Origin of the sequence: Aporhodopirellula aestuarii (genome assembly GCF_023701485.1) — a bacterium.
Taxonomy (GTDB): Bacteria; Planctomycetota; Planctomycetia; order Pirellulales; family Pirellulaceae; genus Rhodopirellula; species Rhodopirellula aestuarii.
The window spans coordinates 427,957-440,791 of the sequence record NZ_JAMQBK010000039.1 but is presented as its reverse complement, the minus strand read 5'-3'; the positions used below and the strand labels follow the sequence as shown (position 1 = coordinate 440,791).

The window sequence follows — 12,835 nt, the reverse complement described above, 5'->3', positions numbered from 1 at the left end:
TCGAATACGTCTGGAGGAATATGTGAATCACATTAAGAAAGCAGAGATCGTCTTCCCTGAGGTCTCGGATCGCAAGATGCACGTGCAGCGAAAGATCTCGGTGGAAACCGGAAAGAAAGTCGAACGAAGCAAGTTCGAAGATGTTTGTGAAGCTCTCGGCTTCAGCATCATCTTCACGGCGTGCTTCCTCATCATTCTGGCCATTATCACAGGAGTAGCAGGTACCCAATGACACAAATCCATGTTCAACGTAAGTGTGCGGTCGACGCACCGGACAAAAAGCGCAGTCGCTTCTGGGAGTTCTGCGAGAACTTCGGATTCGCTGTGATCGTTCTGACGTTCGCGGTGGTCATCGCGATGCTGTTGCAGCAAGCGGGGGTGACACTTGAGCCCGTACATCCACGTTAAACGAACGACAGAACTTCGTCCTCAACGTAACCAAGCAGGGTACTTCGCGATTGCCATGGCATTCTGGCTTGGCTTCGCGGTCGGTGCCCTGTTTGGCATTTTCACCACTTTGTATTCACTGCATACCGGAGACTTTCAATGAAACAGATCAATATCAATCGCCGCATGGGAATGACGAAAGGTCCCGACCCGGTGGACGGTGTTGGTGCCGTCATCGGCGTCGTCATCTTCATTCTCTTCCTAATCTGGGCTGCGGCTTGACGAGGATGGATGCAATGTGGCTCGTGAATACGCGAGTCATTCCGTCCGGTGAGATGCTCGATGAGGCTTCCGGTTATCTGGAACGCCGGTTTTCGATTATCCCGCTGGCACCAGCGGCGGACGGTGATCCGAAGTCCGGCAAGAAACCATTGATCCCTTGGAAAGCATTCCAAAGTCGCAGAGCGACACAGAATGAGATCGATGGTTGGTTTACCGACACTTCGCACAATCTCGGAATTGTGACCGGTCGAATCAGCGGCATTGTTGCCGTTGATTGTGATGACGAACACGCTGTTCATTGGTGTCAGCATCACCTTGCTGACACGCCGATGATGGCTCGCACTGGATCAGGTTGCCACCTGTTTTACACACATCCCGGACCCGTTATTCGCAACGGGGCCAAACTACATGGCTTGAACCTCGATCTTCGGGCAGACGGCGGTTACGTCGTCGCTCCACCATCACGACACCATTCCGGCAGGCGATACGAAAAGCTTGGCGACTGGTCATCACCACCCCCGCTCTTCGATCCGTCATGGATCATCAGACGGAATGACAAACCTGACCGCATCATCATTGATGATCGATGCGACAACGATCGAATTCGCATTCGAGCACGGAAGTACATCGGGCGAATGTTTTCTGTTTCCGGACAAGGCGGCGACCGCAACTTGTTTCGCGTTGCGTGTGTGCTGATTCAGAAGTTCGGGCTTCCCTTCAATATCGCCTTGGATGAACTAAGGCGATGGAATCAAACCAACGCGGAGCCGTCATGGAACGATTCACGGCTCCGTTACAAGCTCAGTGAGGCAATGAGACTCAAATGACTGAACAAAGACCTATTTGCATGATTTTCGAGGCCGGCCATGGCACGTGTTCATGGAGCGGTAAAGAGGCTGACGGAGCACGCGTCACCTTCGCCGATGGCTCGGTGAATAACAAATTTCTTTCCTGGACCAACTTGAAGAAACTGCTCGACTTCAAACAGAAGGCAAAGGAGCAGCCCAGTGATTAGCGTTCATACATGGATATACGAAGACGGTGATGTTCACATCAAAGTCAACGTTCAGCATCGGCGTAATGTGCTTGGCAGGAAGCCACGCCTGACCGCCGACGAAAAACTCGCTTTACTCTCGATGATCGCGGAGGAACTGGATGATCGATTCCCTGATACGGAGAACCTCAGTGCTGACGGTAGAACAGGTCGCATCCCAGCTACGGGTCAGCAGATCATTGGTCTACTCACTGATCGAAGCGGGCAAGTTGAAGTGTCACAGGATTGGGATAGGACGCGGAACAATCCGTTTATCGCAAGCCGATCTTGAGTCATTTCTCCGAAACTGCCGCCGCGATAATGCAGCGGTATCCACCGGAGCAAAAAGCGATGAACAGTGACTGATGATCAACTGTTGACGATTTTTCGAGGCACGTCTCGTCATGGGGCGTGCCTTTTTTTATTTCTACACATCAATCGTGCGGAGAAATCAATGGACAAGGCAACCACATTGCAGCGGTCAGTGGAACCTCATCGCCGACGCACGAAAACACCAACGCCACAACGAACTGTTTTGCACCTTAACCATGCCATTTTGGAAAACAAGGAGCATCCGCTCTTTCGCGTTGCCCCCGACAAGCGTGGTAAGAAACGACACAAATTGATTGGCGAGATTCTTGCGAGAATCGCGTCTTCGTCGACGAAATCCGGAAGTCCTCGCTTCCCGGAATCGACTTCCAAGGGAACAATAAGTAATTGATTGATCAGAGCCGAAGTTGAAGGGTGCAACCAATGCGACGCAAGAACACAAAGAAAACAAGTCGTCCGCTGCGAATCGCAGGTTATGTTCGGGTTTCGTCGCAGCGCCAAGCGACGGAAGGCGATAGCTTAATCGCCCAGCAGCATGAAATTGAGCAGGAAGTTGAGTTCCGCAAGCGCCGCGAAGGCTGGGACATTGAATCGCTGGAGTTCTATATCGATGCTGGGCGTTCCGCCAAAGACCAGAACCGACCGCAGCTACAACGACTCAAACGCGACATCGCGGCAGGCAACATCGACTTGGTGATCTGTTTCAAACTCGATCGCATCACACGCAGCCTCAAGGACTTTGTGGATTTGTGGGCGCTCTTTGAAGAACACGAGGTCGACGTCATTTCGCTGCGGGAAAAGTTTGATACGTCTATGCCGACTGGCCAAGCGATGATTCAACTCATCATCGTGTTTGCCCAGCTTGAGAGGAAGATGACGGCAGAACGCACCTATTCCATCATGCGCGATCGTGTCGAGCGAGGATTATGGAACGGCGGACATGTTCTGGGGTATCGGTCGGTCAAAGACGAGCCCGGAAATCTGGAAATTGACGAAGAGGGTGCCGAGATCGTCCGACGTATTTTTGAATCATACGAGCGACACGGATCTGCCGGTGCGGTGACCCGCGAGTTGAGTGATCTGGGTATCCGCTACCCGCAATATGAAACTCGCTCAGGAAAGATTCGCGGCGGGAAACTCTTTTCGAAGCAGAAGATTATCGGCATTCTGCGAAATCCGGTGTATATCGGGAAGATTCGCTGGGGCGATGCCGAACATCAGGGCAATCACCCGGGCTTGATCGATGAAGAACAGTTCCAGCGTGTACAGGCTTCGCTTGGTGAGATGGTGAAACGACGCATTAACGTCAAGCAGCCAAATGCCCGAACCTATCTCCTGTCCGGGCTCCTCCGATGTTCATGCGGTGCCCATTTGGTCGGTGCCTGTGCTCATGGCTCGAAGGCAAAGGCATATTACTATGTCTGCACTCGCCAAACGCACGAAGGTGGCAAGTACAGCTGTGATGCGCCCCGACTGCCGGCATTGGCTCTGGAACAGGCGGTAATTGATCGGATCAAGGAACTTGGCCAAGTGCTCGAAGACCGCGAACGAATTGTTCATGAAGCCATTTCTCACCTGGAGGGTGAATCTGAGCGACTCCAAGATGGGGAACAACTGATTCGTAAGCGTCTTGGCACCAACAAAGCTGAGATCGGCCGGTTGATCGAGGTACTGAAGTCTATGGGTGCCAAGGGGCTCGTCAGTGTCCAAGACGAATTGGAGCGATTGGAAAGCGAAGCAACGGACCTCAAGCATCAATTGAAGGACCTGTCACAGCAACAAGCCCCGGTTGAGCAAATCACTGACCAAGCACGGAGTTTCGTCAGGAATTGGGAAGACATTGGTGAGCTGATTGACGCAGCCACGGCGGAAGAGTGCCGGGAACTGCTCCAGCATTACATCGAGGTCATTGAACTGCATTCGACGGACCCCAAGGGCCGAACAGGCACCTATGCCCTACGACTCTTTCCCGAAGTACGCCCTGACCGAGATTTCGCTTGGAATGAGAGCGATCCGAGCGAATTCTACCCCATGCCAGCTCCGGCAACGAAAAACGGCGATGGAGCCCAAGAGGACGCCATCGCCGTGTTAACCTCTGACGACGTTCTGTTCGAACGACCGTCCAGAAAGCTCCCCCGGCAGGACTCGAACCTGCGACAAGGCGGTTAACAGCCGCCTGCTCTACCAACTGAGCTACAGGGGATTGGGAGCGTGAGCTGGATCTTGCAATCCGTCTCTCACTTGTGAGGACGGGATGTTAACTACGTCGCCCCATGGCTTCAAGATGGGTCTTCGCTGTTGGCAAAACATTTCTTCCTGAAATTTCACCCCTACCCGAAATCCGTGGACCAAACGTGTCACTGGGACAGCTGATAGTACTTGTGTCAGACGGGACACACTTCCCAAGAATCGTCTCAACGTGAGACTTGGTCTCGTTTTGACCAAAGAACGCCCTTTTTGTCACGCAAACCGGCTCATTCTGAATCCCCCACCTTCGGCATTTTTATTTTCAAAATTCAGCTAAAACTCGAAGAATACTAAGTTTTCTTTGAAACACACTCAATTTACGCATAAAAATAGTGCCGCAGACGATGTCAAGGCTCAGAATTTGCTCCCGCTTGCAGTGATAGAAAGCGTTCCCTTAACTCCACTTAGCAACGAATACCTGAAAGGATTCAACATGTTGGTTCTCAGTCGCAAAGAAGGCGAACAACTCGTAATCGGTGACAACATCGTGATCACGGTTAACCGCATCGCGGGCAACCGGGTGGCGATCGGAATTGAAGCCCCCCGTGAAATCTCGATCGTGCGTGGCGAACTCGCCCCTCAAATCACCAAATCGACCAAGGCGGACGGCGGCACACCGTCAGCCGTCGCATCGATGTTGGAACGCGGCGTAGCCGTCGCTGGCCAAATGGATCGTTAGCAGTCCTGTGACGTAACGTGGGCATCCACGTAGCTAACGGTGACTTTCCCGGCAAAACACTGCTCGACATCCGAGCCCCTCATGCGGGGACGGTCGTGAAATTCTGAAACAAGCCTGACCGTGGCATTCACGGGCAGATCGGACGCAACATTGTCGACGTCCGGCTGCAACAAAGGCCTGAGCTCAGGTCCACGTCGTACCATGGACGTGGTGTCGACAAAGCATCGGACCACCGGTGGCGTTTGCTCAGTTTCAGGCGGGATCGCGGGCAAGTTGACGTTCCAAACCGGTCGATTCGTCTTGAACTTGTCGTCAAAACCGTTCACCTGAGTGAACGACGCCCCACTTTCCTGGTTCCCGGCAGGCAACGAAACTTGCTCTGCGAAAAAATCGTCGAGGGTTGATTCGATCCAGCGTCCGACATGGTCCCATGTTTTGGGGATGTCTGGACGACGGTAGTGGGAAATCGCCATCGCGGGTTTTCCATGGATCGCCGCTTCGCGGGCAGCTGCGAACGTACCGCTGACCATTAAATCCACCCCCACATTCGCTCCCGCATTGACACCAGAAAAGACTGCAACGGCATCGGGACAGAGACAAGTCAGGGCCACGCGGACACAATCGACTGGTGTTCCGTCCACGCTGATCCAACCCGGCCGGGCCTGACGAACAGTTAGGTCCCGGGTGCTCGTGACGCTATGGCCACATTCACTCCGGCCGCGATCGGGTGCAACAACCATCAATTCGGCGTCGTCATACCCGCGATCGGTCAGGTAAATCAACAACGCGTCGTAGAGCGACTGGAGGCCGGGAGCGTCGATCCCATCATCGTTGGTGATCAGAAAATGCATGCCGTTCATTTTAATGTTGGCTGGAACTGAAAAATAAGTGCCTTTCGTCAAGGCGAGGCAATTTACCGAACCGCCCAATCTCATACCGAGACCAAGACAGCCGCCCTAACGAGATAGGGTTCAACGCAGGCAAGGCTGACGAATCGGTCACCGCTGAAGGGCCAATTCACAATTGATGTCGCGAGCTCTTCCTAGCGTGGCTTGCGTCGGACAATGTCGCGGGTTGCCGACACGAGGTTTGGAATTTCGGCCGTCTTGGGATCCCGCACGATGCAGGTAAAATAGTCATCTTCAATCCCCATGATGGATCTGGTTTCTGAGGCACGCGCGGGATCGGCATCGAGAAAACAGGCGGCCATTTCAAAATCTCGATCCCATAGCACCCAATCACAGAGGCAGTCAACGAGAAACCGCCACTGTTCGATATCGGTGCAGTGGAGATCGGGCCCCATGTCGACGTCCGCCGCCTCGTTCACCAACTCGAATTCTCCCGCGCCGGTGTAGGCATTCCGGGCGAGCCGTCGCCAGTAGAAGGGATCTGTTTCGTAGGCAAATTGCGAGAAACCAGAACTGAGTGCATCGAAATCAAGAAAGTCAGCATGAACCGGATCGAGTAAGGCTTCCGTCGCGGCCTCCTGATCGAATTCGCTCCTCGGGGAGTCACTGAGGGCGAATTCCGAGATCTCGATTTCGATCTCAATTTGACGCAAGGCGTGAGCGTAGATCGCCGCGACAGCAGACTCGCTCGCCGCGGTGAGTTCAAGCACATCGTCGGTGGGTTCGAGCAAATACTTGGCCACCGTGTGCAGCAATCCGATCTGCTGGTTTGGCGTCAACACGTCGAAAAGATAGACACCGATTTCGAAATCGAATCGCTGGGAAGCCACCTGTTCTCGATCGCGAGACTCGTGATTGAGCCGATCAAGCAAATGGTCAACGAGGGAGTCGATCGCGCTGCGGACCAAGATCGCTTCGTCGTCGACCAGAGTTCGATCACCGTCGCTCGTGTGCCACATCGTTCGCCCTTTTGCACGGAATGCCGTTGCCGCAAGTTTGCGTCGCGTCGGCATTACAGGATAGTCGGTTGTGACCGTTTGAACACCGAGGGAGGCATTGGCTGCAGGGTGTTCTTCGCAGGCTTTGAACGCTCGGGCGCCCCTCGCGACTCCGCCGCCAACGCGGAAGCACCAAACACGAGGGAGCGACGCGAAGCCTACGGTCTGATGACTAACGGCGAATGATTGGGGGGCTTGTCATCAGTGACAGAGAAGATTGGCAGCACAGCGACTGCGGCCCAGGGTGGTGACTCGAAAAGCCAAAACGCGTCCACCGTCTGGCGACGGTGGCTACTACAGAAAAATAGTCCACCGTCTGGCGACGGTGGCTACAGAAAAATAGCCCACCGCCTGGCGACGGTGGCTGCAGCAACAATAGAAATGCGTTTAGCTTGCGAGCCGATCGGCGGCGCGGCGGGCAGGCCGAACTCGCGAAGATTGGGATGCCGTGAGAATGGCATCTGTCCCTGTTTTCACGTGGACATCCATTTGTGGGAACGGAATCGAAACGCCAGCCGAATCGAGCTGGGTTTTGACTTCGCCGATCAGCATTTCGTTTACCGGCCAGTAATCTTTGGCGGAAACCCACAACCGAACTTTCCATTCAACGGCGCTATCACCGAGTCCAGCCAAAATCACGGCGCCACCGCGTCCTTCGCCGGGAATCGTGTACGAGGCGAGATTGTCGATCGCCCGCTGCAATGCCTCGCGAGTCGTTTGCAAATCGGCGGTGTAATCGACGCCCACACAAACTTCGACGCGTCGGTGGGCGTGGTGAGTCATGTTCTCGATGGTGCCACCCGCGATCGAACTGTTGGGGACGATAATGCGGCGGTTGTCGGGCGTATCGAGAGTGGTCGTGAACAGATCGATCTCGTTGACTTTGCCGGTCACCGACGCCGCGGTCACGACGTCGCCGACTTTGAAGGGCCGGAAGACGAGCATCAGCACGCCTGCTGCGAAATTACTGAGCGTGCCTTGGAAGGCCAAACCGATCGCAAAACCGGCGGCGGCCAACATCGCGGCAAGACCGCCCAACGGTGCCCCGAGTTTGCTGAGCACGGCACCGACGACGCCGAACATCGTGAGATAGAAAACCATCTTGCCAACGAATTTGCCGAGCGTTTCATCGACACGGCGGCATACCGGTTGGCTAACGATTCGCATCAGGTATTTCGCAACGAGATACCCCAGGAAGATGACAAATAGTCCGATCCCAGCAGAAAGAACCGCGGGGGCGAGATGCGTGGTCGCGTAAGCAGCCACGCCGGAGAAATCCCCGTTGGTCATGTTGGAAATCAACGCGGAAGTGGCATCCGCGATCCCTGGTGGATCGACAATCGGCGTGTTTTCAGCGGCGGTTTGCACCGCGGCTGGTTCGGTAACGACGGTTCCCGCATTGATGGGGAAATTCTGCGATTGATTCATGCCGGTACAAAAACAAGAAGGACGAAACGGTCGCAGCGACTTCAGTGTCGACTGCGAAACCTCCCTGGTTTACCGATTGCCCGGCAGCAAAATCAAGACGAGAAAAGCTACCTCCGCTTACTTGCCGTCCCACCACCAACGACTCGAGTGGTCCGCATCACGCACCGAAACGAGCGTTTGCAGTTCGGGTTGCTCGACTTGGTTTTCGACGATTCCGAACGCGTTGATATTCACCCCTCCCGACGCCGTCACGGTCCAACCGGCGCGTCCATGGATGAAACTGCACTGGGGCGCGAGTGATTGAGGCAGAACGTAGTGGGCAGTTTCGATCAACGAATCGCCACCACGCAAGACATTGAGATCGATTCCGCTGCGTTGATCGAGCTGTTCCTGGGTGATCAAGGTGGCGATGACGGCGAGGTCCATCACGTTACGCAAATCGCGGAAAACGGGCCGTTCTTTCGACAACGCATCGTACTTTTCGGTCATCGTATCTGCCCATTTGACCGCCAGCGGATCTTTGCGTCCGTCGGATTCCACGCTGCCGTCAGCGGCGACGATGTCCTCTTCGGTCATGGTTTTGACGCCTTGGCCGCTGATCTTCCAGACCTGGCCATCCGCATCACGGGCGACGGCGTCGTAGTTACATGCCATCCACCACCGTGGACTTTGAGCGGCCGATTGACGTTTGTTTTTGGCCATTTCGAGATAACTCGGCAACCCTTTGACGGGCGACTCGGTGAGTGCCATCGCGATTCGCTTCATCTCGAAGTCGGCCGCGACGAGTGTCCGGGCAAAACGGCTGTCCGGAGCAACCCCGGCGAGCGTGACCATTTGGGGACCAAAGGCTTCCCGCATTCCAGCTTCGAGGAAAGCGGGATTTTGGCCGGGGCGCAGCTTGACGTTTTTGAGAAATCCGCGGAGACGTTGACGACCTTCAGCGGTCGGCTCGATCGAGCAGCGGATGCCGCCCTCACGACGGGCCTCTTCGACGCTACGAAACGCCGCGACGAGATCATCGAGACGTAGTACCGAGCCGCCAGATTGCTTGCCGACGACGGCACCATCTGCACGCACTTCCCACGGTTCGGCGGGGCCGACGAGCAGAATGTCGTTGTTTTCTTCATCAACAACGACGTATTCGATTCGTTGGAGCCCGGCGAGGAATGCGGTCTCGTCATCCAACCGTCCGCCGGTTTCGTGCATTTCGCGAAGAGCCTGCTGCAATTTCGCGAGCGACACGACGCGTTTGCCGGTCGCATCGGCCAAGTCACCGGTGGGTCCTTGGATCGCGGCCCGCACCGTTTCGGCCATCTCTTTTTGTTCTTGCAAGGTGGCGGCTCGCACATTGCCGCCAGGATCAATCATGACCCCGCCGACCGCCCCCTGGTTTCCGAGTCCGAGTCCTGCGTTTGCGGTCGTCGTCACAACCGTCATGGACAAAACGAACATCAAGCACGTCAGACCAGCCAACCTCGGCAGATCGAATCGACGCGAATTCACTGAAGATTGACGGGAGGTGGTGTTAAACGGGCGTCGGAAGAGAGAACGCATCGAGACAGATTCCTGCTCAGGTGAAAAGTTTCGTAGGATCGGGACTACGATTGATAGTATAAGCAACCGTGTAGAATAGTTGTGGTGTTTTCCAGTGACAAGCAAGCCTTCCTCGCCACCCGCCGTTTCCTCGATAATGGATGCCTATTTGGTGCTCCATCGAGGCTCACGCTGGACTGACGTGTACCGTTTAGCCCCTCCGTCGGAGGTTGTGCTAGGGAGATCGTCAGAAAACCAGGTCGTTTTGCGTAGCGGACGTGCGAGTCGTCGTCATGCCAGGTTGGCCTGCGATGAAACAAGCTGGTTTATCGAGGACCTCGGCAGCCGTAACGGCGTCTTCGTCAATGACTCCCGAATTGCCCAAGCCACCCGGCTTAGCGAAGGCGACCGTTTACAAGTCGCCGGGTTCGAAATGCGATTCACACATGATTTAACGCATTGGTCGGGATCGGGACCGTCGTCGAGCGAACGCCTCGGGCAAAATCACGAAGACGATGCGACGCAAGACGATTTGATGCTCGGAGACGATTTCGCAAGTGAGGCGGACGCCGAATGGCTGGACATCGTGTCGCGATCACCCGCAAGCACGCTGGGCATGTCCGGCCAGAGAAACTCAGGGACAGAAACTGGCGAGTCTGGCAAAACAAAGAGAGCGGGGCAGACCGGTCAACCTAGATCGCCTGGCGAAACAAGCCGGCCAGACAGCCGAACCTCGTTGCAACGCTCCGACGGGTCTTCGTCAGACCTATCGCTGTTGCAGATGGCGTTTGCGATGGGACGCCTGGAGAGTCCCGCAGACGATTTTGATCCGGCAGCAGAACTCTTGATCCAAACGCTCGCCGGACAATTGCCAGCCGCGGAGATCGGGCTGTACTTTTTCGATTCCGATCGCGAGCTGCCGATGCCTCGCCACGTTCACCAGCGAGAAGGGCATCGCTATCGTCGCCCACCCGAATCACTGGTACGCCAAATTCGCTTCCCCGGCGCGTCCGCACTGCTCGCCCGCAACGTCGTCGGCGATCGCCGGCTCGCGACGGAGGACACCCGCGGCGAGATCGATGTGGAATCAATCGTTTTGGTGCCGTTGAGCCTGCCGACTTCGGAACAGGACGATTCGGACAATGGCTCGTCGAGGGCAGGTGGATTGTTACACGTGATCACAACGGCGGGCGATCCTTCGTTGGGCGAACGCGACTTGGCAATGATCGTCACGGCGTGCGAGATTTTTTGTGAAGCCTGCCGATCGCTCGTACGGCGGCAACAACTCGAACAGACCCTGCATCAATCTCGCGAGACGATCCGCCGACTACGAAAACAACTCGCCGGTCGGGTGGAGATACTGGGCCGGAGCGACAAGATCGCGGACGTGCAATATCAGATCGCGCAAGTCGCTCGCTCCGGTGCAGCGGTTTTGTTGCGTGGAGAATCGGGCACGGGGAAGGAACTCGTTGCGTCAGCGATTCACTTTGCGAGTCCCCGCGCGGACGAGCCGATGGTTTGTTTGAATTGCGCGGCACTGTCGAAGGATCTACTCGAAAGTGAGTTGTTTGGTCACGAGAAGGGCGCCTTCACGGGTGCAACCGAACAGAAGAAAGGCAAATTCGAAGCCGCGTCCGGTGGCACGCTGATGCTCGACGAAATCGGCGAAATGAATTTGGACCTACAAGCCAAACTGCTGCGGGTTCTCGAAGGGCATCCTTTTGAACGAGTTGGTGGCCATACGGCGGTTCACGTCGATGTGAGGGTGATCGCGGCGACACACCGTGACTTGCAAGCGATGGTGCAGGCCGGCACGTTTCGACAAGACCTTTTCTACCGACTCAACGTGATCGAGATCATCGTCCCACCGCTGCGAGAGCGGGGCCGCGACGTCGTGCTTTTGGCCGAACACTTCGTCAACACGTTTGTGCAAACGATGGGTCGCGGCCCGATGAAGTTGACACGCGAGGCGAGCCAGAAGTTGCTGGAGTATTCATGGCCGGGTAACGTCCGCGAACTACGTAACGTGATCGAACGTGCTGTCGTAATGGCGCCGCTCGATGTGCGTGGGTTGCATGAAATCGGACCTGACGAGTTGATGCTCACGCGGGCTGTTCATGGAAGCCCGACGCCATCGCCAACGGGTGCCGGGTCAATTTCGATGGCCGCGACTAGTTCACCCACTGGACCAAACGGATCCACTCCCGCCATTTCGCTCGCCGAACTCGAACGAAAACATATCGAGCGGGTGCTCAACAGCACCGGCGGCAATAAGAGCCAGTCGGCCACGATACTCGGCATCGAACGCAGCACGCTCGATCGCAAGCTCAAGCGATACGCCGCAGAAGATTCCAAGTCTGACTAGAAAACGCCAAGCGACTTTGGATCGCTGCATGACGTCTCGGTTCAATTTTCGGGGAACGCGAGAAATCGAGGTGGCACGTGATTGGTCAGCCAGACGCCGTTTGCCGAGCGGTAGAACACGTGCCCGGCATCATTCATTTCACCTGCATTCACGGCAAGGATGACAGGGACGCCGCGACGCGAACCGACCTTGGTGGCCGTTTCGCGATCCGCCGACAAATGCACGTGATTGCGAGAACGCCGCCGCAAACCCTGCTCGCGAATGCTGTCAAGAAACACCGCGACGGTGCCATGAAACAGCTGGTCAGGCGGCTGGGTTGATGGAAGGTTCAGCTCAACGTCTGCGACCGAATGCCCTTGATTGGCGCGAACGCGAAGCCCATCGTCGCTGAGAGCAAAACGCCTCTTCTCACACGTGGCAACGACTTCGTGAAGCTGTTCCAACGTGATCGCGGTGCCACGCTGGTTCGCGCTGGCGATCAATTCATTGATGTCGAGCCAACCTTCAGCATCGAGCCGCAACCCGATCACCTCAGGCCGATGCCGCAGCACCAGACTGAGGAATTTGCTCGTCCGGGTGAGATTCGTGTTCATGATGGAGTGATGTGTTGTGTCGACCGATGATTTGGACCGAAACGAAAGGTTC

14 protein-coding genes, 1 tRNA gene and 1 pseudogene are annotated in these 12,835 nt (G+C 55.8%); 9 read left to right on the top strand and 7 right to left on the bottom strand.

The window, feature by feature from the left end; translation table 11 throughout:
- Positions 1-22 precede the first annotated feature (22 nt).
- The 7 genes and pseudogenes from NB063_RS15835 to NB063_RS32630 form a co-directional block, all read left to right on the top strand.
- On the top strand, positions 23-232 hold the full coding sequence (locus tag NB063_RS15835; protein ID WP_250929704.1) for a hypothetical protein: 210 nt from the start codon (positions 23-25) through the stop codon (positions 230-232).
- Positions 229-408, top strand: coding sequence for a hypothetical protein (locus NB063_RS15830; protein WP_250929703.1), 180 nt, complete (start codon positions 229-231; stop codon positions 406-408). The genes NB063_RS15835 and NB063_RS15830 overlap by 4 nt, the downstream gene beginning before the upstream one ends.
- Positions 409-546: 138 nt before the next feature.
- Entirely contained in the window at positions 547-669 is a 123-nt protein-coding gene (locus NB063_RS32280) for a hypothetical protein (RefSeq protein WP_261367394.1), read from the top strand.
- Between the two features lie 14 nt (positions 670-683).
- Positions 684-1,496 (top strand): bifunctional DNA primase/polymerase, encoded by an 813-nt coding sequence (locus NB063_RS15825; protein ID WP_250929702.1) that lies wholly within the window; start codon positions 684-686, stop codon positions 1,494-1,496.
- Positions 1,493-1,684, top strand: coding sequence for a hypothetical protein (locus tag NB063_RS15820; RefSeq protein WP_250929701.1), 192 nt, complete (start codon positions 1,493-1,495; stop codon positions 1,682-1,684). The genes NB063_RS15825 and NB063_RS15820 overlap by 4 nt, the downstream gene beginning before the upstream one ends.
- A 140-nt stretch (positions 1,685-1,824) precedes the next feature.
- A complete protein-coding gene (locus NB063_RS32635) occupies positions 1,825-2,064 on the top strand; it encodes a helix-turn-helix domain-containing protein (protein WP_407652641.1) in 240 nt (79 codons plus the stop codon).
- Positions 2,065-2,455: 391 nt separating this feature from the next.
- Positions 2,456-3,538, top strand: a pseudogene (locus NB063_RS32630) (recombinase family protein); the annotation flags it as partial.
- A gap of 264 nt (positions 3,539-3,802) precedes the next feature.
- On the opposite strand, the gene NB063_RS15810 reads toward NB063_RS32630, so the two are convergent.
- Both NB063_RS15810 and NB063_RS15805 read right to left on the bottom strand, forming a co-directional pair.
- A complete protein-coding gene (locus NB063_RS15810) occupies positions 3,803-3,952 on the bottom strand; it encodes a hypothetical protein (RefSeq protein ID WP_250929699.1) in 150 nt (49 codons plus the stop codon).
- Between the two features lie 210 nt (positions 3,953-4,162).
- A tRNA-Asn gene (locus NB063_RS15805) sits at positions 4,163-4,235 on the bottom strand.
- A gap of 477 nt (positions 4,236-4,712) precedes the next feature.
- Here NB063_RS15805 and NB063_RS15800 point away from each other — a divergent pair.
- Positions 4,713-4,958: a carbon storage regulator gene (locus NB063_RS15800; RefSeq protein ID WP_250929698.1), complete on the top strand. Its 246-nt coding sequence runs from the start codon at positions 4,713-4,715 to the stop codon at positions 4,956-4,958.
- Here the strand turns inward: NB063_RS15800 and surE are convergent.
- From surE to NB063_RS15780, 4 genes are all read right to left on the bottom strand, one after another.
- Positions 4,955-5,809 carry a 5'/3'-nucleotidase SurE gene (gene surE, locus NB063_RS15795; RefSeq protein ID WP_250929697.1) on the bottom strand — a complete coding sequence of 285 codons (855 nt, stop codon included), beginning with the start codon at positions 5,807-5,809 and terminating at the stop codon, positions 4,955-4,957. The genes NB063_RS15800 and surE overlap by 4 nt on opposite strands.
- A gap of 191 nt (positions 5,810-6,000) precedes the next feature.
- Entirely contained in the window at positions 6,001-6,825 is an 825-nt protein-coding gene (locus NB063_RS15790; protein ID WP_250929696.1) for a hypothetical protein, read from the bottom strand.
- Between the two features lie 426 nt (positions 6,826-7,251).
- Positions 7,252-8,292: a mechanosensitive ion channel family protein gene (locus NB063_RS15785; protein ID WP_250929695.1), complete on the bottom strand. Its 1,041-nt coding sequence runs from the start codon at positions 8,290-8,292 to the stop codon at positions 7,252-7,254.
- Positions 8,293-8,409: 117 nt separating this feature from the next.
- Complete coding sequence (locus NB063_RS15780; RefSeq protein ID WP_250929694.1) at positions 8,410-9,846, bottom strand: DUF1598 domain-containing protein; 1,437 nt, start codon at positions 9,844-9,846, stop codon at positions 8,410-8,412.
- 136 nt (positions 9,847-9,982) lie between these two features.
- Here NB063_RS15780 and NB063_RS15775 point away from each other — a divergent pair, with 136 nt between their 5' ends.
- Positions 9,983-12,190: a sigma 54-interacting transcriptional regulator gene (locus NB063_RS15775; RefSeq protein WP_250929740.1), complete on the top strand. Its 2,208-nt coding sequence runs from the start codon at positions 9,983-9,985 to the stop codon at positions 12,188-12,190.
- A 41-nt stretch (positions 12,191-12,231) separates the two neighbouring features.
- On the opposite strand, the gene NB063_RS15770 is transcribed toward NB063_RS15775, so the two are convergent.
- The gene (locus NB063_RS15770) at positions 12,232-12,783 is read right to left on the bottom strand and encodes an RNA 2'-phosphotransferase (protein WP_250929693.1); all 552 of its coding nucleotides are present in this window, start codon (positions 12,781-12,783) and stop codon (positions 12,232-12,234) included.
- Positions 12,784-12,835 lie beyond the last annotated feature (52 nt).